Source organism: Nocardioides rubriscoriae, from assembly GCF_008087085.1.
Lineage (GTDB): Bacteria > Actinomycetota > Actinomycetes > Propionibacteriales > Nocardioidaceae > Nocardioides > Nocardioides rubriscoriae.
In genome coordinates this window covers 1-24,445 of sequence record NZ_VIYJ01000008.1, presented here as the reverse complement: position 1 = coordinate 24,445, position 24,445 = coordinate 1, and the positions used below count along the sequence as shown (strand labels likewise).

Genomic DNA, 24,445 nt, shown 5'->3' with positions numbered 1-24,445 from the left:
CCCTCAGCCCTTCGCGGCGACGACGTCGTTGAAGTCGCCGGAGAAGTAGGGCGTCACGTCGAGGTCGCCGGGGATCAGCCCGGCGGCGGAGAACGCGTCGGCCATCTCCTGCTCGGAGGCGATGAGCGTGTCGTCGACGGGGACCGTGGTGATCTCGCGCTTCTTGACCGCGGCCAGCGTGACCTCGGGGGACAGCCCGGTCTCCTCGGCCCACGCCTTCGACCACTCCTCCTTGTGGGTCGACGACCAGACCTGGGCCTGGGCGATCCGGCCGAGGTAGTCGGTGAGGGCCGCGGTGGTGGCGGGGTCGTCGAGCGCGGCCCGCGAGGCGACCTGGAAGGTGTAGCCGTTCATCAGGGTGGTGCCGTCGGCGATCACCCGCGCGCCGGCGTCCTGCTCGGCCTGCGAGGTGAAGGGCTCCCAGATGGCCCAGGCGTCGACGTGGCCGGCGGTGAAGGCGGCGAGCGCGTCGGCGGGCTGCAGGTTCTTGACGGTGACGTCGTCGTAGGAGATCCCGGCGGTCTCGAGCTGCGCGAGCAGGTTGTAGTTGGCCGAGCTGCCCTGGGCGACCGCGATGGTCTTGCCCTTGAGGTCGGCGACGTCGGTGACGGTGCTCTCGGGCCCCACGACGATGGCGTCGCCGAGGCCGCCGTACGTCGCCGCCTGCACGACCTCGAACTCCTTGCCGCCGGCAGCGGCGAAGAGCGGCGGCGTGTTGCCGACCCCGCCGACGTGGATCGAGCCGGCGCTCATGGCCTCGAGCAGGGGCGGGCCGGAGGTGAACTCCTTCCACTCGATGTCGTAGTCGATGCCGTCGAGCTGGCCGGCGGCCTGCAGCAGCGCCTTGGAGCCGCCCTTCTGGTCACCCACGACCAGGGTGACCTTCGACAGGTCGACCGAGCCGTCGTCGCGGACGGCGTCCTCGTTGCCGGTGCTGTCGCCGCCGCCGCAGCCGGTGAGGGTGGTGGCGCCGAGGACGAGGGTGGCCGCGGCGAGGGCCAGGCGGCGGGGGAGGGTGCGGGTGCTCATGCTGCTCCTTGGTCGGTGTGGGTCTGGGTGTCGTGCTGGGCGCGCGGCGGGGTCGGTCGGACACCGAGCGCGCCGAGGATCTCGGTGCGGATGCGCGCGATCTCGGGGTTGGACGGCGCCCGGTCGTCACGGCGCGGGCCGACGGTCCAGGTGTGGGCCAGCCGGCCGTGGTCGAGCACGGCGACCCGGTCGGCGAGCGCGAGGGCCTCGTCGACGTCGTGGGTGACGATCAGCACCGCCATCGAGTGGCGTCGCCAGAGCTCGATGACCAGCTGGTGCATCTCGATGCGGGTCAGGGCGTCGAGGGCGCTGAACGGCTCGTCGAGCAGCAGCAGCGACGGGTTGCTCACCAGGGCCCGGGCCAGCGAGACCCGCTGGGCCTGGCCGCCGGACAGCTCCAGCGGCCACGCGTCGAGCTTGTCGTCGAGGCCGACCTCGTGCAGCGTGGCCTCGGCCCGGGCGAGGCGGTCGCCACGCTCGGAGGTGTTGAGCAGCGCGAGCGCGACGTTGTCGCGGACCCGGCGCCACGGCAGCAGCCGCGGCTCCTGGAAGGCGACGGCCGAGCGGCCGCGGATCTCGACCTCGCCGGCCGGGACCTTGTCGAGCCGCGCCAGGCTGCGCAGCAGCGTCGACTTGCCGCAGCCGCTGCGGCCCAGCAGCGCCACGAACTCGCCCGGGGCGATGTCGAGGTCGATCGAGCGCAGCACCTGGTGACGGCCGAAGGCCCGGCTGTGGGCGCGGACGCTGGCCACCGGCAGGTCGGCGGTGCGGGGGCCGGGGGTGCGGTCGGGGGTGCGGTCGGGGGTGCGGTCGGGGGTGCGGTCGGGGGTGGGGTCGGTCAGACGCGCCATGCGAGTGCCCTCTTCTCCAGGTAGCGGACGACGGCATCGGTCGCGAGGCCGAGCAGGCTGTAGACGGCCAGGCCGACGACGATCGTGTCGGTCTGCAGGAACTCGCGAGCGATGTTGATCATGTAGCCGAGCCCGTCGTCGGCGCCGACGGTCTCGGCGACGATCAGCGAGAGCCAGGCGATGCCGAGGCTCTGGCGCAGGCCCACCAGGGTCTGGGGGAGCGCGCCGGGCAGGATCACGTGACGCAGGCGCTGCGGCCACGTCAGGTTCATCGACCGGGCGGCCTCGACGGCCTTGCGGTCGACCCCGCGGATGCCGGCCAGCGTGTTGAGGTAGAGCGGGAACGCCACGCCCATGGCGATCAGCGCGAGCTTGGGTGCCTCGCCGATGCCCATCCAGATGATGAACAGCGGGATCAGCCCGAAGTGCGGCAGCGTGCGCAGCATCTGCATGGGCGGGTCGATGGCGTCCTCGCCCGCACGGCTCAGGCCGGCGACGACCGCGAGCGCGAGCCCGATCGAGGCGCCGATGACGAAGCCCAGTGCGACCCGCTCCACCGAGACCAGCGTGGCCGAGCCGAGGGTGCCGTCCCGGGCCAGGTCGACGGCCTTGGCGAAGACCGTCGACGGGGCGGCGAGGGTCTTCTGCTCGAGCACCCCCGTGCGGCTGGCGAGCTCCCACAGGCCGACGAGGGCGATGGGGGAGACCCAGCGGCGCAGGAGGTGGGCGGGGTGGCGGCGGGCAGGACGTCGTGAGCCGCGGGGGTCGCGGGGGTCGCGGCGCTTGGCGGGCAGCGAGGCCCCCGGCGGCGCTCCGGCGACGACGGGGCCCGACGATCCCGAGAAGGTCGTGGTCATGGGGAGCATGTCTACGGGGGTAAAGCATGTAAGTCAACTCAAACACACGACTATGCGGCACACGAGACGGTCGGACGTGGCGGCAGAGGCTGCGGGTGCGACGATGGCCGCGTGCCAGACCGAGAGCTCCTCGCGCCGGCCTTCCCCGACGACGACGGCGCAGCCGACCCCGCCCTGACCGCCGCGCTGACGGCGTACGCCGCCGACCCGGCGCAGCTCGCGACCGCGCTCGCGCTGCTGCAGACCGCTCGGTTGCTGGTCCCCGTCGTCGCCGTGGCCGGCGAGGTCGAGGTCGACGCGCAGGGGCTGGCGCACGACAAGACCAGCGACATGGCCGCCGTGCTCGTGCAGGGCCCCGACGGGCGCCGCGGGCTGCTGGCCTTCACCGGCATCGAGACGCTCGGCGCCTGGGACCCGCAGGCCCGCCCGGTCCCGGTGCCGGCGCGCCAGGCCGCGCTGGCGGCGGTCCAGGACGGCGCGGACGCGCTGCTGGTCGACCTGGCCGGGCCGGCGTCCCTCGTCGTCGAGGGCGACCACCTGCGCGCCCTGGCCTCGGGGTGGCGGCTCGTCCGGGTCGGCGACGACCTCGGCTGGGTCGACCCCGCCTCGCTCTGACGCGCTGCCGGACCCGCTCGCGGCCAGGATTGGCCCCGACGGGGAATCGTGGCCTACAGTCCAGCGTTGACCGATCTGTGCGAGCACACCAGTGCGAGCATCGATCTACAAGCGGAGACCAGGCTTCATCGTCTCCCACCCGCATCGACCGCCAGCACCACGTCTCCACCCAGCTCCACCCCCAGGTCGTCGGGTCCGGTTCCAAGGCTCCGGCCTCGCATCTCGTGCACCCCGTGCACGCGACGCAGGGCGAGGTGGTCCTGACTGGCTTCCGCTTGCACACCACGCGGGAGCCGTTCGTGCTTTTCTCCGCTCCCGCGGGTGACCGACCTAGCGTCTGACCCCCTGGAGGACACATCAGCACCGAGTACCGCATCAACGACCGGATCCGCGTATCGGAAGTCCGGCTCGTTGGCCCCAGCGGCGAGACAGTCGGCATCGTGCCTACGGCCGACGCGCTGCGCCTTGCCCAGGAAGCCGACCTCGACCTCGTCGAGATCGCTCCGATGGCCCGTCCGCCCGTGTGCAAGCTCATGGACTACGGGAAGTTCAAGTACGAGAACGCGCAGAAGGCCCGTGAGGCCCGCCGCAACCAGACGAACGTGATCATCAAGGAGATGAAGCTTCGTCCCAAGATCGACGCGCACGACTACGAGACCAAGAAGGGTCACGTGGTCCGGTTCCTCAAGGCCGGCGACAAGGTCAAGATCACGATCATGTTCCGTGGTCGTGAGCAGCACCGACCCGAGCTGGGCTTCCGGCTGCTGCAGAAGCTCGCCGAGGACGTCACCGAGCTGGGCTTCGTCGAGTCGTCGCCCAAGCAGGACGGCCGCAACATGATCATGGTGCTCGGCCCGCACAAGAAGAAGGCCGAGGCCAAGGCCGACCACCTCGTGCAGAAGGCCGAGAAGGAGGCCGAGCGCGCCGCCGTCGTGGCCGAGGAGCAGGCCGAGCGCGACGCCGCGCACGCCGCCGGCCCGGTGGCCAAGAAGAAGGAGCGCGGACGCTCCGAGAACCTCGATCCCGAGATCGAGGCCTGACCGACCGGTCACCCCGACCCGAGGTCGACCCCGACCACGCTGCGGCCCCGACCGGGCCGCACGTCGTACCACCCCGAGGAGAAGAACACGATGCCCAAGAACAAGTCGCACTCCGGCGCCAAGAAGCGGTTCAAGGTGACCGGCTCCGGCAAGATCCTGCGCCTGCAGGCCGGCCGCAAGTCGGGTGCTGCGTTCGCGTCGCAGCCGACCACGGGCAGCCGCAAGAAGCAGCGCCGCAACGCCGGGATGGTCGAGCTCGAGAAGGCCGACGTCAAGCGTGCCAAGAAGATGCTTGGCATCTGATCCTCCCCCCTTCCCAGCCTCACAGATCGTTTAGGAGCACCCCATGGCACGCGTGAAGCGCGCAGTAAACGCCCACAAGAAGCGCAAGGTCACCCTCGAGCGCGCCGCCGGCTACCGCGGCCAGCGCTCGCGCCTGTACCGCAAGGCCAAGGAGCAGGTCACCCACTCCCTGGTCTACAGCTACAACGACCGCAAGAAGAACAAGGGCAACTTCCGTCGCCTCTGGATCCAGCGCATCAACGCCGCCGCGCGTGCGCAGGGCATGACCTACAACCGCTTCATCCAGGGCCTCAACCTGGCCGGTGTCGAGGTCGACCGCAAGATCCTCGCCGAGCTCGCCGTCAACGACGTCGCTGCGTTCAACGCCCTCGTCGAGACCGCGAAGGCCGCGCTGCCCACCGACGTCAACGCGCCCCGCGAGGCCGAGGTCTCGGCCTGAACGTCCCACTCTCGGCCGGCAACGCCCGGCTGAAGGACATCCGCAAGTTGAGCCGCCGCTCGGAGCGATCCGAGCGGCGGCTGTTCCTTGCCGACGGCCCCAAGGCCGTCGCGGGGGCGCTCGGCGTCCCCGGCTGCGTCGTCGAGGTCTTCGCCTCGGCGGCGGGTACGGCGCTGGTCCCCGCCGGCGTCGCCGTCACCCTGGTCGACGACCGGGCCCTGGCCTCGCTGAGCGACTCGGTGACGCCCGCCGGCGTCGTCGCGCTGTGCCGCTTCGTCGACCGGCCGCTGGCCCACCTGCTCGAGGTGCCCGCCGACCGGCCGCGTCTGGTCGCGGTCTGCGCCGACGTCCGTGACCCCGGCAACGCTGGCACCGTCGTCCGCACCGCCGACGCCGCCGGAGCCGACGCCGTCGTGCTCGCGGGCCAGTCGGTCGACCTCTACAACCCCAAGACGCTGCGCGCCGCCGTCGGGAGCGCGTTCCACCTGCCCGTCGCCGTCGAGCCCGACCCGGCCCACGTCGTCCGCGCCCTGCAGGCCGCCGGCCTCACCGTGCTGGCCACCGCCGCCGACGGCGAGGTGTCGCTCCACGACGCCGGCGACCTGCTGGCCGGGCCGACCGCCTGGCTGTTCGGCAACGAGGCCCACGGGCTGCCCGACGACCTCGCCGCCCTGGCCGACCACCGGGTCCGCATCCCGATCCACGGCCGCGCCGAGAGCCTCAACCTCGCCACCGCCGCCGCCCTGTGCCTCTACGAGTCGGCCCGCGCGTCGAGTCGGTCGACGGGCCCGCGGCCCTAGTCTGAGCCGGTGCCCGACCCGACCGCGCAGGACCTCGCCGACGCGCTGCCCGACGGCGTCGTGGTCGCCGGTGCCGACGGCCGGGTGACCCTCGTCTCGGCGCTGGCCGCGCGGATGCTGGGTCGCGAGGGCCACGACGACGTCGGCCGCCCGCTGGCCGAGGTGCTGCGGCTGCAGGACCAGGACGCCCAGGCCTGGACCACCGCCAACACGCCGTACGACGGCCTGCGCACCCGTACGGCGGTGCCCGAGCAGTCGTGGCTGCTGCCCGACGGGACCGAGGTGCTCGTCACCGCCCGGCTCCACCGCGCGCAGCGCCTCGGGCCGGTCACCCGGGTCGCGATCACCATCCGCTCGGGTCGTGGCCGGGCGCGGCTCGACCGCGAGCGCTCCGACCTGGTCGCCACGGTCGCCCACGAGCTGCGCTCGCCGCTGACGGGGGTCAAGGGCTTCGTCCAGGCGCTGCTCAACCGCTGGGACAAGCTCAACGACGAGCAGAAGAAGCTGATGCTCACCACCGTCGCGGCCGACTCCGACCGGCTCAGCCGGCTCATCGCCGAGCTGCTCGACGTGGCGCGCATCGACACCGGCCGGCTGCAGCTCTACCCACGACCCAGCGACGCCGGCGTGCTGGTCGGGCGGATCGTGGCGTCGGTCGGGGCCGGCACCCACCGCGAGATCGCGCTCCGCGTCGACGACGACCTCCCGCAGGTGCACGCCGACCCCGACAAGTTCACCCAGGTCGCGACCAACCTGGTCGAGAACGCCGTGCGCCACGGCGACGGCCTGGTCGACGTGCGGGTCGAGCGCGAGCCCCACGTCGACGCTCCCGACGGCGTCCGTCTCACGGTGAGCGACGAGGGCGCCGGCATCCCGCCCGAGCTGCGCCGCCGGGTCTTCACCAAGTTCTGGACCGGCGGCACGACCGGGGGTTCCGGGTTGGGGCTCTACATCGTCAACGGGCTGGTCCGGGCCCACGGCGGGACGGTCTCGGTCGACAACGGTCCCGACGGGGGAGCGGTGCTGTCGTGCACCTGGCCGGGCGTGCCCGACGACCTGTTCGGCGAGCGCGGGTGACGACCGGCCCGGCTACGCGTGACGACGCGGGCGGGCCGGCGGCGGGTCCGGCCATACCTCGTCCGCCACGGCGGCGGAGGGCACGGCGTACAGCACGCCCTCCCAGCGCTTGACGGCGGCGACGAGCACGAAGCTCATCGTGACCAGCAGCGCCCACGACCCGATCTTCGACGTGTGCACGGCCTCCCACACCTCAAGCTGACCGGGGTACTTCCACGCCCCGAGGTACGTCGCGGCGTTCTCCGCGACCCACAGGTGGAGCCCGATCAGCGCGAACGCAAGTGCGAGGGGCATCCGGTAACGGGCGTCACCCACGGTGAAGTGCACCCACGTGCGCCGCAGCACGACCAGCCCGACCGCCGCGAGCGGCACGCGCAGGTCGAGCACCCAGTGGTGGGTGAAGAAGTTGGCGTAGACCAGGACCGCCACCACCGTCATCGGCGCGGCGTCGAACCCGCTCACCCGCAACGACAGGCGACGCCACGCCTGGCAGACGTAGGAGCCCACCGCGGCGTACATGAAACCCGAGAAGAGCGGGACGCCCCACACCTTGGTCGCGGCGTCCTCGGGGTAGGACCACGAGCCCACGTGCACCTTGAAGACCTCGAGCCCCAGCCCGAGCAGGTGGAAGGCCACGACGACCAGCACCTCCCGCCAGGTCTCCAGCCCGAGCGCCCAGAACGCCACCGTCACGACGACGCACCACACCAGCAGCGCGTCGTAGCGGGCCAGCGGCAGCGGGACGACGTAGGCGACCAGCAGCCCGACGAACAAGGCGACCGCGAAGGCGCACGACTGCGCCTCGAGCCAGGCGAAGCGCAGCAGCTGGGTCGGGAGGCGCATCGGCTCACCGTACGTCGCCGTAAGTCGGCCAGGTGCCCGCCGCGCTCGTCCCGACCGAGCCGCGAGACCGTGGTAGGACTCGTCGATGCGGGAACGCGAGGTCGCCCTGCCCGGGCTCTCCGGCGACGGGCTGCTGCGCGAGCCGGACAGCGGGAGCGTGCGCGGCGGGGTGGTGGCGCTGCACGGCGCCGCGGACCCGTCGCGGCGACAGCCGCTGTTCGACCACCTCGCCGCGACGCTCACCCAGGTCGGCTACGCGGTGCTGACCTTCGACCGGCGTGATCCGGGGCCCGACGGCGGCGACGTGCCTCTCGACGTGCAGGCGACCGACGCGCGGGTCGCGCTCACGGTGCTCGAGAAGCTGGTCGGCGCGCCCGTCGGGCTGTTCGCATTCAGCCAGGGCGCCTGGGCGGCATGCCTCGCGGCTGCGGCGCCGGATCGACCGGACGTGGCTCACCTGGCTCTCGTCGGTTGCTCGGGGGTGAGCCCGGCCGAGCAGATGCGCTACTTCACCGACGAGCTGCTGCGTCGCGCGGGCTACGACGAGGTGGCCCGCGGACTGCTCCGCGAGCTGCGCCTGGCGATGGAGGACGTGCTGCGCGGTCGCGGCGACCGCGACCGTGCCGCCGCGCTCCTGGCTCACGCGGTCGGGCAACCGTGGTTCGAGCACGCCTACCTGCCGACCGAGCTGCCGCCGGCCGACCTGCGGTGGGACGACCTCGACCACGATCCGCGTGCCGCCGTGGCCGAGGTGCGGTGCCCCACCCTGCTGCTCCACGGCGAGGACGAGGAGTGCGTGCCGGTCGCCCCCAGCGTCGCCATCTGGGAGGTCGCCCCCGCGGACGTCAGCGCGCACCTGCTGCCCGGTTGCGGTCACTACCCGAGCGTGGGTAGCGGTGCCCGTCCCGGCGTCGCCGGCGCGCCGAGCAGCGACTACACGGCCTTGCTGCGGGGCTGGTACGACGCGTTGGCCTGACCGGCCGCCGTGCGTCGGGGGCAACCGGGTCGCAGCGCACCGACGCGCGTTCCTAGACTCACCACCATGTCCGGCCCCAACACCGACTACGACCCTGTGGAGGTCTCCACCTTGAAGCCCGACGAGGTCGACGCCGCCCGCGATGCCGCGCTCGCCGCCATCGCCGACGCAGCCGACCTCGAGGCGCTCAAGCAGGTGCGCATCGACCACACCGGTGACCGGTCGCCGCTGGCGCTGGCCAACCGCGAGATCGGCGCGCTGCCGCCGCAGGCCCGCAAGGAGGCCGGCCAGCGCGTCGGCCAGGCCAGGGGAGCGGTGTCGAAGGCGCTGGCGGAGCGGCAGGCCGTGCTCGAGGCCGAGCACGAGGAGCGGATGCTCGTCGAGGAGACCGTCGACGTCACCCTGCCCACCGACCGGGTGCCGGCCGGCGCCCGTCACCCGCTGACCACCGGCTCCGAGCTGATCGCCGACATCTTCGTCGCCATGGGCTGGGAGGTCGCCGAGGGCCCGGTCATCGAGGCCGAGTGGCTCAACTTCGACGCGCTCAACCTGGGGCCCGACCACCCGGCCCGCACGATGCAGGACACCTTCTGGACCGACCCCGCCGACGACGCGATGGTGCTGCGCACCCACACCTCGCCGGTCCAGGCCCGCACCATGCTGACCCGCACGCCCCCGATCTACGTCGTGTGCCCCGGTCGCGTCTTCCGCACCGACGAGTACGACGCCACCCACAGCCCGGTCTTCCACCAGGTCGAGGGCCTGGCGATCGACGAGGGCATCTCGATGGCCCACCTCAAGGGCACCCTCGACCACTTCGCGACCGCGATGTTCGGCGAGGGCATCACCACACGCTTCCGGCCGTCCTACTTCCCCTTCACCGAGCCGTCGGCCGAGGTCGACCTCGTCTGCTTCGTGTGCCGCGGGGCGCAGGAGATCGACGGCGTCACCTGCCGCACCTGCCGCGGCGAGGGCTGGATCGAGTGGGGCGGCTGCGGCGTCGTCAACCCCAGGGTGCTGCGCGCCTGCGGGGTCGACAGCGACCGCTACAGCGGGTTCGCCTTCGGCATGGGCATCGACCGCACCCTGATGTTCCGCCACTCGATCGCCGACCTGCGCGACCTCTTCGAGGGCGACGTCCGCTTCACCACCGCTTTCGGATCGGATCTCTGATGAAGGCCCCCGTCTCCTGGATCAAGGACTACGTCGCCCTGCCCGGCGACGTCACCACCGAGCAGCTCGCGGCCCGGCTCACCGCCCTGGGCCTCAAGCTCGAGGCGATCGAGAGCCCCGGCGACCAGATCACCGGCCCGCTCGTCGTCGGCCGCGTGCTGACCCGCGAGCCCGAGCCGCAGAAGAACGGCAAGACCATCAACTGGTGCACCGTCGACGTCGGTGACGCCAACGGCACCGGTGAGCCCCAGGGCATCGTCTGCGGCGCCCACAACTTCGACGCCGGCGACCTGGTCGTGGTGGTGCTCCCGGGCGCCGTGCTGCCCGGTGGGTTCGCGATCAGCGCCCGCAAGACCTACGGCCACGTCTCGGCCGGGATGATCTGCTCGGCCGCCGAGCTCGGCCTGTCCGCCGACGGCGAGGGCATCATCGTGCTGCCGCCCGACGCCGGCCGGCCCGGCGACGACGCCTTCGAGGTCCTCGGCCTCCACGACGACGTCATCGAGTTCGAGATCAACCCCGACCGCGCCTACGCCCTCAGCCTGCGTGGGGTCGCCCGTGAGGCGGCACTCGCCTACCGCGAGGAGGGGGCCACCTTCACCGACCCGGCCGCCCGCGCGACCCCGCCCGCCGACGCTGATGGCTACCCGGTGGTGATCGACGACCCCGAGGGCTGCCCGCTGTTCGTCGCCCGGCTCGTCGAGGGCTTCGACCCGTCGGCCCCCACGCCCGACTGGATGGCGCGCCGCCTCGTGCAGGCCGGGATGCGCCCCATCTCGCTGGCCGTCGACGTCACCAACTACGTGATGCTCGAGATCGGTCGCCCGATCCACGCCTACGACGCCGACAAGCTCACCGGCCCGATCGGCGTACGCCGGGCACGTGCGGGCGAGCGGCTGACCACCCTCGACGGCACCGACCGGGCGCTGTCGCCGGAGGACCTCGTCGTCACCGATGACTCCGGCATCATCGGCCTCGGCGGCGTCATGGGCGGTGAGCCGACCGAGATCTCCGGCACCACCACCCGGGTGCTCGTCGAGTCGGCCCACTGGGACGCCACGTCGATGTTCCGCACCGGCAAGCGCCACAAGATCGGCTCCGAGGCCGGCAAGCGCAACGAGCGCGGCGTCGACCCGACCGTCTGCGAGGCCGCGGCCGACCGGGTCGTCGAGCTGCTCGTCACCCACGGCGGCGGGGTCGCCGTCCCGGGTGTCACCGTCGCGGGCTCGGCGCCGCAGCCGCGCCCGATCGAGATGGCCGTCGACCTGCCCGCGCGCATCAGCGGGATGCCCGTGCCCGACGAGACCACGGTGGCCCACCTCGAGGCCGTCGGCTGCGCCGTCAGCACCGCCGGCGACACGCTCGCCGCGACGCCGCCGCCGTGGCGCCCCGACCTCAACGACCCCTACGACCTGGTCGAGGAGGTCGCGCGCATCGTCGGCTACGACCAGGTGCCGTCGGTGCTGCCCACCCCCGGTGCCGGGCGCGGGCTCACCCGCAGCCAGCAGCTGCGCCGCCGCGTCGGCCGCACGCTCGCCGGCGCCGGGTGCGTCGAGGTGATCAGCTTCCCGTTCGTCGGCGAGGCCGCGCTCGACCAGCTCGGGGTGCCCGCCGACGACCCCCGCCGCCACACCGTGCGGCTGGCCAACCCGCTCTCGTCCGAGGAGCCCGGCTACACCACCACCCTGCTCCCCGGCCTGGTCAAGGCGGCGAGCCGCAACCTCGGCCGCGGTGCGCCCGGGGTGGCGCTGTTCGAGACCGGCACCGTCGCGTTCCCGGTCGACCGGGGACCGGCGCCGATCTTCGGCGTCGAGACGCGACCGTCGGCCGACGACCTCGCCGCGCTCCTCGACACCCTCCCGCGCCAGCCGCTCCACCTCGCCGTCGTCCTCGCCGGCGAGCGCGAGCGGGCCGGGTGGTGGGGCGCCGGTCGTGACACCGCGTGGTCCGACGCCGTCGGCGTGGCCCGTCGCCTGGCCACCGAGCTCGGTGTCGACCTCGAGGTCCGGGCGGCGGCGCTCGCCCCCTGGCACCCCGGTCGTTGCGCCGAGCTGCTGGTCGGTGGGTCGTCCCTCGGCCACGCCGGTGAGCTCCACCCCAACGCCTGCCGGGCCACCGGCCTGCCGCCGCGCAGCGCCGCGCTCGAGCTCGACCTCGACGCCCTGCTGGCTGCGGTGCCCGACGCCGTCGCCGGCCCCGACTTCTCGTCGTACCCGCTGGCCAAGGAGGACGTCGCCCTGCTCGTCGACACCTCGGTGAGCGTCGCCGAGGTCGAGACCGCCCTGCGCGCCGGCGCCGGTGACCTGCTCGAGTCGATCCGGCTCTTCGACGTCTACACCGGCGAGCAGGTCGGCGAGGGCCGCAAGTCGCTGGCCTTCGCGCTGCGTTTTCGCGCCTCCGACCGCACCCTCACCGAGGAGGACACCTCAGCCGCCCGGGACGCGGCCGTCGCCGCCGCACGGGAGCGGTGCGGCGCCGTCCAACGCTGACCGGCGGTCTGCCACTCGTGCGCTCAGTCCAGCGGCGGGCTGAGCGCGGCCAGCAGCGCGTCGTACGCCGCCGGGTCGCCGGTGACCTCGATGCCGTCGGCGCCGCGTCGCTTCCACCAGGTGGCGTCGAGGTCGGCGGCCGCGCCGGCGACCGCGGCCGCGGGCTCGGTGCCGGGGTCGTCGACGACCACCACGTGCGGGCCGTCGTAGTTCTTGCCAGACCCGGGATGGGTGCCGAAGAAGGTGCTGGGCCGCACCCAGATCGAGCCGCCGACGTCGGTCAGGTCGATCCGCACGCGGTGCGGCCCCGGCTCGATGCGGCCCCACACGGGTGCCTGCCCGCCGTACATCACCTCGAGGAGCTCGGCGACGCCGTCGGCGGCCAGGGCCGGGTCGAGCGGGGTCACCAGGTCGGGACCGGCGGTCTGCTCGGCGTCGAGGCGGTGGATCAGCGCCTCGTGGGCCTGGCGTCGCAGGGTGAACCCGACGGTCTGCCCGCCCGGCACGTGGTCGGCCCACGACCAGGCGGGCTCGGCCGGGTCGAGGCCGGTCAGCACGTCGACGAGGCCGGCCGACAGCTCGGCGTACTGGTCGAGCAGCCCGGCGTAGGAGTCGGCGCGCGGAGGTCGTGCGGCCTCGTCGGGTGGACCGTCGGGTCGCTGCGCCATCGTCCGGCTCCAGAACCACTGCACCCCCGCCAGGTGCCACAGCAGGTCGGCGGCGTCCCAGTCGGGGCAGGCCGGCACGCGGGCCGCGGGATCGCAGGCGGCGAGCACGGCACCGAACCGGGCGGACTCGCGACGGATGTGGTCGAGGTAGGCCTGCGCAGGCAGCCGGGTGTCGAGGAGCATGCTCGGCACGCTAGGGCCTGACCCGGACAGTCGTCGTCCGGATAAGGACGCGGCCCGACCCGGTTGTGCATGACCATGCTGTCTTCTGTATGGTCATGCACATGACGACGACGTCACCGCCCCGTGCCCACCCCCGACCACGGGTCGCCGTCGCCGGCGCCAGCGGGTACGCCGGCGGTGAGGCCCTGCGCCTGCTGCTCGGCCACCCCGGGGTCGAGATCGGGGCGCTGACCGCGGGCTCCAACGCGGGCGAGACCCTCGGCTCCCTGCAGCCCCACCTGGTCCCGCTGGCCGACCGCGTGCTCGAGCCGACCGACGTCGCCACGCTGAGCGGGCACGACGTCGTCATCCTGGCCCTGCCCCACGGGCAGTCCGGTGCGCTGGCCCGCGAGCTGGGCGACGACGTGGTGGTCATCGACTGCGGCGCCGACTTCCGGCTGGCCGACCCGACCGCGTGGGAGGGCTTCTACGGCGGCGAGCACGCCGGTACGTGGCCCTACGGCCTCCCCGAGCTGATCCACCCCGACGGCTCCCGCCAGCGCGACCTGCTGCGCGGCGCGCGGCGGGTCGCTGTCCCCGGCTGCTACCCGACGGTCAGCACCCTGACCCTGGCCCCGGCCCTGGCCGCCGGGCTCGTCGAGCCCGACGTCGTCGTCGTCGCCGCCTCCGGCACCAGCGGCGCCGGCAAGGCGGCCAAGCCGCACCTGCTCGGCAGCGAGACGATGGGCAACGCAAGTGCCTACGGGGTCGGCGGCGTCCACCGGCACACGCCCGAGATCACCCAGAACCTCGGCCCGCTGGCCGCCGACGCCGGCGCGCTGTCGGTCAGCTTCACGCCGCTGCTCGTCCCGATGGCGCGCGGCATCCTCGCGACCTGCAGCGCACCGGTGCGCGACGGCGTCAGCGCCGAGGACGCCTACGCGGCCTACACCAAGGCCTACGCCGACGAGCCCTTCATCCACGTCCTGCCCCCCGGGCAGTGGCCCCAGACCCAGTCCGTCCTCGGCTCCAACGCCGTGCACGTGCAGGTCACCGTCGACCCCGTCGCACGGCGGCTCGTCGCCGTCGGCGCCGTCGACAACCTCGCCAAGGGCACCGCCGGCGCCGCCGTGCAGTGCCTCAACCTCGCCCTGGGTCTCGACGAGTCCCTGGGCCTCTCGACGGTAGGACTCGCCCCATGAGCACCATCCACCAGTTCCCCGAGAAGCTCGCCGTGCTCAAGCTCGCCGCCGGCGCCGACGTGCCCGAGTGGGCCGAGTCGTCGTCGCTGTTCTCCATCACGGCCTCGTCGACCGAGACCTCGCTGGTCTGCGCCGGCCGGTCCGTGCCGACCAAGGTGCCCGGCGACCGCGGGCTCACCGGCTTCACGCTCGCCGACCCGGCCACCTCGGGCACGGCAGGCGTCCTGGTCGACCTGCTCACCCCGCTCGCCGAGGACGGCGTGTCCATCCACGTGCTCACCACCTTCACCAACGTCTGGGTGCTCGTGCCGGCCACCGAGGTCGAGCGCGCGACCGAGGCCTGGCGACGACGCGGCCACGCCGTCGAGCCCGCCCCCGTCGCCTGACCCACCCACCCAGGAGCACCACCACCATGAGCATCACCACCCCCGCCGGCTTCGTTGCCGCCGGCGTCGCCGCCGGGCTGAAGTCCACCGGCGCCGCCGACCTCGCCCTGGTGGTCAACCAGGGCCCGACCTACGACTCCGCCTCGGTCTTCACCGCCAACCGCTGCCAGGCCAACCCGGTGCTGTGGAGCAAGGAGGCCGTCAAGGACGGCGTCGTGCGGGCCATCGTCCTCAACTCCGGCGGCGCCAACTGCTACACCGGGCCGGAGGGCTTCCAGACCACCCACGCCGTCGCCGAGCGCGTGGCCGACCACCTCGGCATCGGCGCGATCGACGTCGTGGTCTGCTCGACCGGCCTGATCGGGCTGGCCAACCCCCGCGAGAAGGTGCTGGCCGGGGTCGACGCCGCCCACGCGGCCCTGTCACCCGACGGTGGTGACGCCGCCGCCCACGCGATCATGACCACCGACTCGGTGAGCAAGCAGGCCGTCGTCGAGGGCGCCGGCTGGACCATCGGTGGCATGGCCAAGGGCGCCGGGATGCTGGCACCGGCGCTCGCGACCATGCTGGTGGTCATCACCACCGACGCCGTCGTACCGGCCGCCGACCTCGACCGTGCCCTGCGCGCCGCCACCCGGGTCAGCTTCGACCGGCTCGACTCCGACGGCTGCATGTCGACCAACGACACCGTCACGGTGATGGCCAGTGGCGCCAGCGGCATCACCCCGTCGCTGCCCGACTTCACCGACGCCCTGACCCAGCTGTGCACCGACCTGGCCATGCAGCTGCTGCGCGACGCCGAGGGTGCCGACCACGACATCGCGATCACGACCCTCAACGCCGCCAGCGAGGACGACGCCGTCGAGGTCGGGCGCTCGGTGGCCCGCAGCAACCTCTTCAAGGCCGCCGTCTTCGGCAAGGACCCCAACTGGGGCCGCGTGCTCGCCTCCATCGGCACCACCTCGGCCGCCTTCGACCCCGCCGACCTCGACGTCGCGATCAACGGCGTCTGGGTCTGTCGGCGCTCCACGCCCGACGCCGACCCCGCGCTGGTCGATCTGGGCCCCCGCGAGGTCACCGTGACCATCGACCTCAAGTCGGGCTCGGACCGTGCGACGGTCTGGACCAACGACCTCACCCACGCCTACGTCCACGAGAACAGCGCGTACTCCTCGTGAGCAGCCTCGTGAGCAGCCTCGTGAGCACGTCCCTCGGAGGAGACACCGCATGAGCCAGGACAGCACCGACCAGGCCAAGCCCGACCAGGCCAAGGCCCGCACCCTCGCGGCCGCCCTGCCGTGGCTGAAGCAGTACCACGGCAAGATCGTCGTGGTGAAGTACGGCGGCAACGCCATGACCGACGACGTCCTCAAGCGCGCGTTCGCCGAGGACATCGTGTTCCTGCGCCTGGCCGGCTTCAAGCCGGTCGTCGTCCACGGGGGCGGACCCCAGATCTCGGCGATGCTCGACCAGCTCGGCATCGAGTCCGAGTTCCGCGGCGGCCTGCGCGTGACCACGCCCGAGGCGATGGACGTCGTCCGGATGGTGCTCGTCGGCAAGGTCCAGCGCGAGCTCGTGGGGCTGATCAACGAGCACGGCCCCCTGGCCGTCGGCCTGTCCGGCGAGGACGCCCAGCTCTTCACCGCGACCCAGACCAACACCGTCGTCGACGGCGAGGAGGTCGACCTCGGTCTGGTCGGCGAGGTCACGAGCGTGCGTCCCGAGGCTGTGCTCGACATCATCGAGGCCGGCCGCATCCCGGTGGTCTCCAGCGTCGCGCCCGACGCAGACGGCCTGGTCCACAACGTCAACGCCGACTCAGCGGCGGCCTCGCTGGCCCTCGCCCTCGGCGCCGAGAAGCTGCTGGTGCTCACCGACGTCGAAGGACTCTTCCTCGACTGGCCGAGCTCCGAGGACGTCATCGGCGAGATCAGCCCCGAGTCGCTCGCGGAGATCCTCCCCGACCTCGCCAGTGGCATGGTCCCCAAGATGAAGGCCTGCCTGCAGGCCGTGCAGGGCGGCGTGCCCCGCGCGACCGTCGTCGACGGCCGCGAGCCGCACGCGGTCCTGCTCGAGCTCTTCACCAAGGAGGGCGTCGGCACCCAGGTCCTGCCCGGCGTGGAGACCAAGACCCGGAAGGCGAGGGACGCCGGTGAGTGACACCTACCAGGAGCGGTACGCCGCCTCGTTGATGAACACCTTCGGTCCCCCCAAGATGACGCTGGTCCGCGGTCAGGGCGCGCACGTCTGGGACAGCGACGGCGAGGAGTACGTCGACCTGCTCGGCGGCATCGCGGTCAACGCGCTCGGTCACGCCCACCCCGCGCTGGTCGCGGCCGTCACCGAGCAGCTCTCGACGCTCGGCCACATCTCCAACTTCTTCGCCTCCGAGCCGCAGATCGCCCTGGCCGAGCGGCTGCTCTCGCTGCTCGACCACGGTGCCGGCAAGGTCTTCTTCACCAACTCCGGCACCGAGGCCGTCGAGGCCGCGTTCAAGCTGACGCGACGCACCGGTCGCACCCACGTCGTCGCGGCCGCGGGTGGGTTCCACGGCCGCACCATGGGCGCCCTCGCGCTGACCTCCAAGGAGGCCTACCGCGCGCCCTTCGAGCCGCTGCCCGGTGACGTCACGTTCGTCCCGTACGGCGACACCGCGGCGCTCGCCGCCGCCGTGTCCGACGAGACCGCCGCCGTGCTCCTCGAGCCGATCCAGGGCGAGGCCGGCGTCGTCGTCGCCCCCGACGGCTACCTCGCCGCGGCGCGGGAGATCACCACCGCGCACGGTGCGCTGCTGTGGCTCGACGAGATCCAGTCGGGCATGGGCCGCACGGGTCGTTGGTTCGAGCACCACCGCAGCGGCGTCACCCCCGACGTCGTCACGGTCGCCAAGGGCTTGGCCGGCGGCTTCCCGATCGGGGCGTGCCTGGCGCTCGGCGCGGCCGGAGAGCTGCTCCAGCCCGGCAACCACGGCTCCACCTTCGGCGGCAACCCGGTGGCCTGCGCGGCCGCGCTCGCGGTGATCGACACGATCGAGGCCGAGGGCCTCCTCGAGCACGTGACCGTGCTGGGGCACAAGCTGCGCGACGGGCTGCTGGCCGACCCGCGGGTCACCGAGGTGCGTGGTGAGGGCCTGCTCGTCGGGCTCGACCTGTCCACCGACGCCTCGGCCGAGGTCGCCGCCGCCGCGCTGCGCGCCGGGTTCATCGTCAACAACCCCACGCCCGCACGCATCCGGCTCGCGCCCCCGCTGGTGCTGACGACCGACGACGTCGACGCCTTCCTCGCGGCCTGGCCGGCGATCCTTGACGAGGCGATGGGGGAGCAGCCGTGACCGTCCGGCACTTCCTGCGCGACGACGATCTCACCCCCGCCGAGCAGTCCCGGCTTCTCGACCTTGCCGCCGAGCTCAAGGGCTCGCCGTACTCCCGGCGGCCGCTGGAAGGGCCGCAGTCGGTCGCGATGATCTTCGACAAGCCCACCCTGCGCACCCAGGTCTCCTTCGGCGCCGGCATCGCCGAGCTCGGCGGCAACCCGATGCTCGTCGAGGGTCGCCTGGCCGGCATCGGCGTGCGCGAGTCGGTCGCCGACGTCGCCCGGGTGCTGGCCCGGCAGGTCGCGGTCGTCGTGTGGCGCACCTTCGCGCAGGCCGACCTCGACACGATGGCCGCCCACGCCGGGGTCCCGGTCGTCAACGCGCTGAGCGACGACTTCCACCCCTGCCAGCTCGTCGCCGACCTGCTCACGGTCCGAGAGCACAAGGGCACGCTGCCCGGGCTGACGGTGGCCTTCGTCGGCGACGGGGCCTGCAACATGGGCAACTCCTGGCTCCTGGCCGGTACGACGGCCGGCATGCACGTCCGGGTGGCGGCCCCTGCGGGCTACCTGCCGTCGGAGGCGACGTTCGCCCGCGCCGACGAGATCGCCGCGGCGACCGGTGGCTCCGCCACGGCGTACGACGACGCGGAAGCAGCCGTGGCCGGCGCCGACGTGGTCGTCACCGACACCTGGATCTCGATGGGCAAGGAGGCCGAGGTCGACTCACGGGTCGAGGTGTTCGCCCCCTACGCGCTGACCCCGGGGCTGCTGGCGCTGGCCGCGCCCGACGCGATCGTCCTGCACTGCCTGCCGGCCTACCGCGGCAAGGAGATCGCCGCCGAGGTCCTCGACGGCCCGCAGAGCGTCGTGTGGGACGAGGCCGAGAACCGCCGCCACGCGCAGAAGGCGGTCCTGGCCTTCCTCCTCGAGGAGTCGGCGTGACCGGCGCCAACGCGACCGGCGCGACCGGCGCGACCGGCGCGACCAACGGGACCCGCGTCCCGGTGACCAAGAGCGCGCGCCACCAGCGCATCATCGAGCTCGTCACGCACCACTCGGTCCACTCGCAGACCCAGCTCGCCGAGCTGCTGGCCGGTGAGGGCGTGCGCGTCACCCAGGCCACGCTGTCGCGCGACCTCGTCGAGCTCGACGCGCTCAAGGTCCGTTCCGCGAGCGGTGCTCTCGTCTACGCCGTCCCCGGCGAGGGCGGTGACCGTCGCCTGCAGTCGGGCGAGACCGCCGCAGCCGTCCAGCGCCTCAGCCGCCTGTGCGGCGAGCTGCTCGTCAGCGCCGAGGCCAGCGCCAACCTCGTCGTCCTACGCACGCCTCCCGGCGGCGCCCAGTACCTCGCCTCGGCCTTCGACAGGGCCGAGCTGCCCGACATCCTGGGCACCATCGCCGGCGACGACACCGTCCTGGTCATCGGCCGTGACCCGGCCGGGGGAGAGGCCCTCGCCCGGCGCTTCCTGGGCCTCGCCGGCCCCGTCCACGACCCCGATCCCCACCTCCCACCCCACCCCGAACGCAAGGAAGCCTGATGTCCAAGGTCCTCACGTCCCTCCCCGTCGGCGAGCGCGTCGGCATCGCCTTCTCCGGCGGCCTCGACACGTCGGTCGCCGTCGCGTGGATGCGTGCCAAGGGCGCCGTCCCGTGCACCTACACCGCCGACATCGGCCAGTACGACGAGCCCGACATCGCCTCGGTGCCCGACCGCGCCCTCGAGTACGGCGCCGAGCTGGCCCGCCACGTCGACATCAAGCCCCAGCTGGTCGAGGAGGGGCTGGCCGCGATGGCGTGCGGCGCCTTCCACATCCGCTCCGGCGGCCGCACCTACTTCAACACCACGCCCCTGGGCCGCGCGGTCACCGGCACGCTGCTGGTGCGCGCGATGCATGAGGACGGCGTCGACATCTGGGGCGACGGCTCGACCTTCAAGGGCAACGACATCGAGCGGTTCTACCGCTACGGCCTGCTCGCCAACCCCGAGCTGCGCATCTACAAGCCCTGGCTCGACGCCGACTTCGTCCACGAGCTCGGGGGTCGCACCGAGATGAGCCAGTGGCTCACCGAGCGCGGCCTGCCCTACCGCGACAGCCAGGAGAAGGCCTACTCGACCGACGCCAACATCTGGGGCGCCACCCACGAGGCCAAGACCCTCGAGCACCTCGACGTCTCCCTCGAGACCGTCGAGCCGATCATGGGCGTGAAGTTCTGGGACCCGTCGGTGGCCATCGACACCGAGGACGTCACGATCCGCTTCGAGCGCGGACGGCCGGTCGCCATCGACGGCAAGGTCTTCGAGGGCGCCGAGGGCGCCGTCGAGCTGGTCCACCAGGCCAACACGATCGGTGGTCGCCACGGGCTGGGCATGTCCGACCAGATCGAGAACCGCATCATCGAGGCCAAGTCCCGCGGCATCTACGAGGCGCCCGGCATGGCCCTGCTCTGGATCGCCTACGAGCGCCTGCTCAACGCCATCCACAACGAGGACACCATCGCGCTCTACCACGCCGACGGCCGTCGCCTCGGGCGCCTGCTGTACGAGGGCCGGTGGCTCGACCCGCAGGCGCTGATGCTGCGGGAGTCGATCCAGCGGTGGATCGCTTCGCTGGTCACCGGCGAGGTGACGCTCCGGCTGCGTCGTGGCGAGGACTACACCGTCCTGCGCACCGACGGTCCCGCGTTCTCCTACCACCCCGACAAGCTGTCGATGGAGCGCACCGACAACGCCGCCTTCGGTCCCCTCGACCGCATCGGCCAGCTCACCATGCGCAACCTCGACATCGCCGACTCCCGCGCCAAGCTCGAGCTCTACGCCGACCAGCCGCTCGAGCAGGGTCAGGTCCTCGTCGAGAACGGCACGCTCTTCGGCGAGATCGAGCAGGGCGGCTCCGAGCGCATCTCGCGCAACCCCGGCGCCGAGGGCGACATCAGCGATGAGGCCCTCGACGCGGCGGCGATGGAGTTCGGCACCGACTGATGGCGCAGACAGCAGGTGCCTCCGCACGGGTGCTCGTCGTCGACCGCGACGACCGGGTGCTGCTGCTCGAGGTCAGGGCCGCCGACGGCCATCGCGGGCTGCTGACCCCGGGCGGCCGGATCGAGTCCGGTGAGGAGGTGAGGGACGCAGCCGTGCGTGAGCTCGCCGAGGAGACCGGCATCGAGATCACGACCGACGAGCTGCGGGGTCCGCTGCACGACGGACCGATCAGCTGGACCGACCGCCACGGGGTCGCCCACACGATGCACGCCACGGTCTTCGCCGCTGCGGTCGACGAGGCCGTGGTCGACTTCGCAGGGCACACACCCGAGGAGCTCGACTTCATCCTCGGCCACGTGTGGATCGCTCCGGCGGACCTGGTCGACCACCCACGGATGCGCACCCCCCACCTGCCACACCTGGCCGCGCGCGCCGTGGCAGCCGTCCGTGACGCCCGCGTCCGGGTCACCGCCCGGGTGCTGCCGGTGAGTCCCGACGGGGCCGTGCTGCTTCTCGAGGAGCAGGACCCGGCGCGACCGGGGGAGCGCTACTGGGGCAGCGTCGGCGGTGCTGTCGAGCCGGGGGAGCCACCGGCGCACGCGGCGGTCCGCGAGCTGCTCGAGGAGACCGGGATCGTGGTCGCCCCCGACCGGCTGGTCGGCCCGGTCCACCGGCTGGTCGACCCGTTCTCGTGGGCCGGCGTCCACTACGTCGGCGACTCGACCTACTACGCGCTGCCCCTGGGCCGTGACGTCGAGGTGAGCTTCGACCGCCTCGAGCCCGAGGAGGTCGGCAACGTCCTCGGGTGGGGCTGGTGGACCCCCGACGCCCTGCGCGACCAACCGGCGTTCCGGCCCTCGAGCCTGCCCGAGATCATGAGGGACGCGGTGTCCGCGGCCCACCCAGGAGGAGACCAGTGAGCACGACCAACGAGGGCAAGCTGTGGGGCGGCCGCTTCGCCGGTGGTCCGTCGCCCGAGCTCGAGGCGCTGTCGCGCTCCACCCACTTCGACTGGCGGTTGGCGCTCTACGACATCGCCGGCTCCCACGCGCACGCCAAGGCGCTCGGGGCGGCGGGCTACCTCACCCCCGGCGACGAGGCCGAGATCCACCGGGGGCTCGACGTCCTCGCCGACCGGTTCCGCTCGGGCGAGCTGGTCCCCAGCCCGGCCGACGAGGACGTGCACGGTGCGCTCGAGCGGCTGCTGCTCGACGAGGTCGGTGCCGACGTCGGCGGCCGGCTCCGCGCCGGGCGCAGCCGCAACGACCAGATCGCCACCCTGTTCCGGATGTACCTGCGCGACCACGTGCGCCCGGTCGCCCGCGGCGTGCTCGACCTCGTCGACGCCCTCGTCGCCCAGGCCGAGGCACACGGCGACGCGGTGATGCCCGGTCGTACGCACCTGCAGCACGCGCAGCCCGTCCTGCTCGCCCACCACCTGCTCGCCCACGCGCAGCCGTTGCTGCGCGACGTCGACCGGTTCCTCGACTGGGACCGTCGGGTCGCGGGCGACTCGCCGTACGGTGCCGGTGCCCTGGCCGGTCAGACCCTGGGTCTCGACCCCACGCTCGTGGCCGCCGAGCTCGGCTTCACCGGGTCGTCGGCCAACTCCATCGACGGCACGTCGGCGCGCGACTTCGTCGCCGAGTTCGCCTTCGTGTGCGCCCAGGTCGGGATCGACGTCAGCCGCCTGGCCGAGGAGGTCATCCTCTGGTCGACGCGCGAGTTCGGCTTCGTCCGGTTGCACGACTCGTGGTCGACGGGGTCGAGCATCATGCCGCAGAAGAAGAACCCCGACATCGCCGAGCTCGCGCGGGGCAAGGCAGGGCGCCTGGTCGGCAACCTGACCGGCCTGCTGGCGACGCTCAAGGCTCTGCCGCTGGCCTACAACCGCGACCTCCAGGAGGACAAGGAGCCGGTCTTCGACTCCGTCGACACCCTCGAGGTCCTGCTGCCGGCGTTCAGCGGGATGGTCGCGACCCTGGCCTTCGACACCGACCGGATGGCCGAGCTCGCACCCCAGGGCTTCTCGCTCGCGACCGACGTCGCCGAGTGGCTGGTGCGCGAGGGAGTGCCGTTCCGCGTGGCCCACGAGGTCGCCGGTGCGTGCGTGCAACGGTGTGAGGAGTTGGGTGTCGAGCTCGACGAGCTGACCGACGAGCAGTACGCCGAGATCTCCCCGCACCTGCGACCGGAGGTGCGAGCAGTGCTCACGGTAGAGGGATCCGTCGCTGCCCGTGACGGGCGTGGGGGGACCGCCCCGGCGAGGGTGCACGAGCAGCTCACCGAGGTGCGAGCCGCGGTGGCGCAGTTCCGTGACCGACTGGTCTGACCTCGTCGGCCCCGCCGAGGAGGTCGCCCCGCGCCTCCTCGGCTACGTCCTGCGCAAGGGCGACGTCGCCGTGCGCATCACCGAGGTCGAGGCCTACGCCGGCGCGGACGACCCCGGTTCCCACGCCTACCGGGGACGCACCCCCCGTACCGACGTCATGTTCGGGCCGCCCGGTCGGCTCTACTGCTACCTCAGCTACGGCATGCACGTGTGCGCCAACGTCGTGGTCGGTGAGCCCGGTACGGCGTCGGCCGTGCTGTTGCGAGCCGGGGAGGTGGTCGACGGTCTCGGCGTCGCCCGGTCGCGACGCCCCGGGGTGCTCGACCGCCAGCTGGCCCGCGGCCCGGCGCTGTTGTGCCGCACGCTCGACGTCACGCTCGAGGACGGTGGGACGTGGCTCGCCGGGGGAGTAGTTCGGCTGGAGCAGGGCGAGGCGTCGGGGCCCGTCATGGCTGGCCCACGTACCGGTCTGCGCCTGGCCCCCGACCGGCCCTGGCGGTTCTGGTTGGCCGGCGACCCCACGGTCTCGGCGTACCGGAGACACCCCAGAGCGGTCTCGCACCACCCCGATTTGTGAACGCCGGATCACGTGCTCTAACGTTCTGGTCGTCGCGGTGAGCGACTCCCACTCGGGGCCAGGCAGGCCCAAGATCGAGCGGAGTCCGCATGCCCGGCACCGGCTCCAGCAGCCGCCCAGCTCCTCGAGTTGACGCGGATGACACGGAACGGTAATGTTTACGAGGTTGCGCCAGATCGGGTCCGCAAGGATCTTGAGGGCGTATGCGTCTGATGTTTGAGAACTCAACAGTGTGTCATAGTCGACGAATTAGTTTGATGCTCGTCTGTTTGTTGGATGGGTTTAGTTTTTTCGGCAATGATTCTGGCGATAGCTAGTAATCGTATTTGTC

General features: G+C 72.7%; 25 protein-coding genes. 20 read left to right on the top strand and 5 right to left on the bottom strand.

What is annotated here, in order from left to right:
- Positions 1–3: 3 nt before the first annotated feature.
- Genes FZC61_RS14725 through FZC61_RS14715 form a run of 3 tightly spaced genes read right to left on the bottom strand, consistent with a single transcriptional unit; the run spans position 4 to position 2,737 of the window.
- A complete protein-coding gene (locus FZC61_RS14725) occupies positions 4–1,029 on the bottom strand; it encodes an ABC transporter substrate-binding protein (protein ID WP_148614943.1) in 1,026 nt (341 codons plus the stop codon).
- Positions 1,026–1,880, bottom strand: a complete 855-nt coding sequence (locus FZC61_RS14720; RefSeq protein ID WP_148614942.1) for an ABC transporter ATP-binding protein — start codon at positions 1,878–1,880, stop codon at positions 1,026–1,028. The genes FZC61_RS14725 and FZC61_RS14720 overlap by 4 nt, the downstream gene beginning before the upstream one ends.
- Entirely contained in the window at positions 1,868–2,737 is an 870-nt protein-coding gene (locus tag FZC61_RS14715) for an ABC transporter permease (protein WP_148614941.1), read from the bottom strand. The genes FZC61_RS14720 and FZC61_RS14715 overlap by 13 nt, the downstream gene beginning before the upstream one ends.
- A 111-nt stretch (positions 2,738–2,848) precedes the next feature.
- On the opposite strand from FZC61_RS14715, the gene FZC61_RS14710 reads away from it, so the two are divergent.
- The 6 genes from FZC61_RS14710 (at position 2,849) to FZC61_RS14685 (ending at position 7,011) form a co-directional block, all read left to right on the top strand.
- Positions 2,849–3,352 (top strand): SseB family protein, encoded by a 504-nt coding sequence (locus FZC61_RS14710; protein WP_148614940.1) that lies wholly within the window; start codon positions 2,849–2,851, stop codon positions 3,350–3,352.
- Between the two features lie 356 nt (positions 3,353–3,708).
- Complete coding sequence (gene infC, locus FZC61_RS14705; RefSeq protein WP_148614939.1) at positions 3,709–4,392, top strand: translation initiation factor IF-3; 684 nt, start codon at positions 3,709–3,711, stop codon at positions 4,390–4,392.
- A gap of 90 nt (positions 4,393–4,482) precedes the next feature.
- Positions 4,483–4,695 carry a large ribosomal subunit protein bL35 gene (locus FZC61_RS14700; protein WP_148614938.1) on the top strand — a complete coding sequence of 71 codons (213 nt, stop codon included), beginning with the start codon at positions 4,483–4,485 and terminating at the stop codon, positions 4,693–4,695.
- A 43-nt stretch (positions 4,696–4,738) separates the two neighbouring features.
- A complete protein-coding gene (gene rplT / locus FZC61_RS14695) occupies positions 4,739–5,134 on the top strand; it encodes a 50S ribosomal protein L20 (protein ID WP_148614937.1) in 396 nt (131 codons plus the stop codon).
- Positions 5,131–5,934: a TrmH family RNA methyltransferase gene (locus tag FZC61_RS14690; protein ID WP_148614936.1), complete on the top strand. Its 804-nt coding sequence runs from the start codon at positions 5,131–5,133 to the stop codon at positions 5,932–5,934. Before rplT ends, FZC61_RS14690 begins: the two co-directional genes overlap by 4 nt.
- Before the next feature lie 9 nt (positions 5,935–5,943).
- On the top strand, positions 5,944–7,011 hold the full coding sequence (locus FZC61_RS14685; protein WP_246142706.1) for a sensor histidine kinase: 1,068 nt from the start codon (positions 5,944–5,946) through the stop codon (positions 7,009–7,011).
- A gap of 12 nt (positions 7,012–7,023) precedes the next feature.
- On the opposite strand, the gene FZC61_RS14680 is transcribed toward FZC61_RS14685, so the two are convergent.
- Complete coding sequence (locus FZC61_RS14680; RefSeq protein WP_148614935.1) at positions 7,024–7,854, bottom strand: DUF817 domain-containing protein; 831 nt, start codon at positions 7,852–7,854, stop codon at positions 7,024–7,026.
- A gap of 85 nt (positions 7,855–7,939) precedes the next feature.
- Between FZC61_RS14680 and FZC61_RS14675 the strand changes: the two genes are divergently transcribed.
- The 3 genes from FZC61_RS14675 (at position 7,940) to pheT (ending at position 12,492) form a co-directional block, all read left to right on the top strand.
- Positions 7,940–8,830, top strand: coding sequence for an alpha/beta hydrolase (locus FZC61_RS14675; RefSeq protein WP_148614934.1), 891 nt, complete (start codon positions 7,940–7,942; stop codon positions 8,828–8,830).
- Between the two features lie 66 nt (positions 8,831–8,896).
- Positions 8,897–10,003, top strand: a complete 1,107-nt coding sequence (gene pheS / locus FZC61_RS14670) for a phenylalanine--tRNA ligase subunit alpha (RefSeq protein WP_148614933.1) — start codon at positions 8,897–8,899, stop codon at positions 10,001–10,003.
- A complete protein-coding gene (gene pheT / locus FZC61_RS14665; protein WP_148614932.1) occupies positions 10,003–12,492 on the top strand; it encodes a phenylalanine--tRNA ligase subunit beta in 2,490 nt (829 codons plus the stop codon). The genes pheS and pheT overlap by 1 nt, the downstream gene beginning before the upstream one ends.
- 23 nt (positions 12,493–12,515) lie before the next feature.
- Here the strand turns inward: pheT and FZC61_RS14660 are convergent, their stop codons facing one another.
- Entirely contained in the window at positions 12,516–13,343 is an 828-nt protein-coding gene (locus tag FZC61_RS14660; protein ID WP_148614931.1) for a maleylpyruvate isomerase family mycothiol-dependent enzyme, read from the bottom strand.
- A gap of 95 nt (positions 13,344–13,438) precedes the next feature.
- Between FZC61_RS14660 and argC the strand changes: the two genes are divergently transcribed.
- The 11 genes from argC (at position 13,439) to FZC61_RS14605 (ending at position 24,114) form a co-directional block, all read left to right on the top strand.
- The gene (gene argC / locus FZC61_RS14655) at positions 13,439–14,524 is read left to right on the top strand and encodes an N-acetyl-gamma-glutamyl-phosphate reductase (protein ID WP_425465821.1); all 1,086 of its coding nucleotides are present in this window, start codon (positions 13,439–13,441) and stop codon (positions 14,522–14,524) included.
- Complete coding sequence (locus FZC61_RS14650; protein ID WP_148614929.1) at positions 14,521–14,910, top strand: ACT domain-containing protein; 390 nt, start codon at positions 14,521–14,523, stop codon at positions 14,908–14,910. The genes argC and FZC61_RS14650 overlap by 4 nt, the downstream gene beginning before the upstream one ends.
- A gap of 26 nt (positions 14,911–14,936) precedes the next feature.
- On the top strand, positions 14,937–16,088 hold the full coding sequence (gene argJ / locus FZC61_RS14645) for a bifunctional glutamate N-acetyltransferase/amino-acid acetyltransferase ArgJ (RefSeq protein ID WP_148614928.1): 1,152 nt from the start codon (positions 14,937–14,939) through the stop codon (positions 16,086–16,088).
- 49 nt (positions 16,089–16,137) lie between these two features.
- The gene (gene argB, locus FZC61_RS14640; RefSeq protein ID WP_148614927.1) at positions 16,138–17,070 is read left to right on the top strand and encodes an acetylglutamate kinase; all 933 of its coding nucleotides are present in this window, start codon (positions 16,138–16,140) and stop codon (positions 17,068–17,070) included.
- Positions 17,063–18,241 (top strand): acetylornithine transaminase, encoded by a 1,179-nt coding sequence (locus FZC61_RS14635; RefSeq protein WP_148614926.1) that lies wholly within the window; start codon positions 17,063–17,065, stop codon positions 18,239–18,241. The genes argB and FZC61_RS14635 overlap by 8 nt, the downstream gene beginning before the upstream one ends.
- Positions 18,238–19,167: an ornithine carbamoyltransferase gene (argF, locus tag FZC61_RS14630; protein ID WP_148614925.1), complete on the top strand. Its 930-nt coding sequence runs from the start codon at positions 18,238–18,240 to the stop codon at positions 19,165–19,167. The genes FZC61_RS14635 and argF overlap by 4 nt, the downstream gene beginning before the upstream one ends.
- 62 nt (positions 19,168–19,229) lie before the next feature.
- A complete protein-coding gene (locus FZC61_RS14625; RefSeq protein WP_246142732.1) occupies positions 19,230–19,763 on the top strand; it encodes an arginine repressor in 534 nt (177 codons plus the stop codon).
- Positions 19,763–21,205 carry an argininosuccinate synthase gene (argG, locus tag FZC61_RS14620; protein WP_148614923.1) on the top strand — a complete coding sequence of 481 codons (1,443 nt, stop codon included), beginning with the start codon at positions 19,763–19,765 and terminating at the stop codon, positions 21,203–21,205. The genes FZC61_RS14625 and argG overlap by 1 nt, the downstream gene beginning before the upstream one ends.
- On the top strand, positions 21,205–22,125 hold the full coding sequence (locus FZC61_RS14615) for an NUDIX domain-containing protein (RefSeq protein ID WP_148614922.1): 921 nt from the start codon (positions 21,205–21,207) through the stop codon (positions 22,123–22,125). Before argG ends, FZC61_RS14615 begins: the two co-directional genes overlap by 1 nt.
- On the top strand, positions 22,122–23,537 hold the full coding sequence (argH, locus tag FZC61_RS14610) for an argininosuccinate lyase (protein ID WP_148614921.1): 1,416 nt from the start codon (positions 22,122–22,124) through the stop codon (positions 23,535–23,537). The genes FZC61_RS14615 and argH overlap by 4 nt, the downstream gene beginning before the upstream one ends.
- A complete protein-coding gene (locus FZC61_RS14605) occupies positions 23,521–24,114 on the top strand; it encodes a DNA-3-methyladenine glycosylase (RefSeq protein ID WP_148614920.1) in 594 nt (197 codons plus the stop codon). The genes argH and FZC61_RS14605 overlap by 17 nt, the downstream gene beginning before the upstream one ends.
- Positions 24,115–24,445 lie beyond the last annotated feature (331 nt).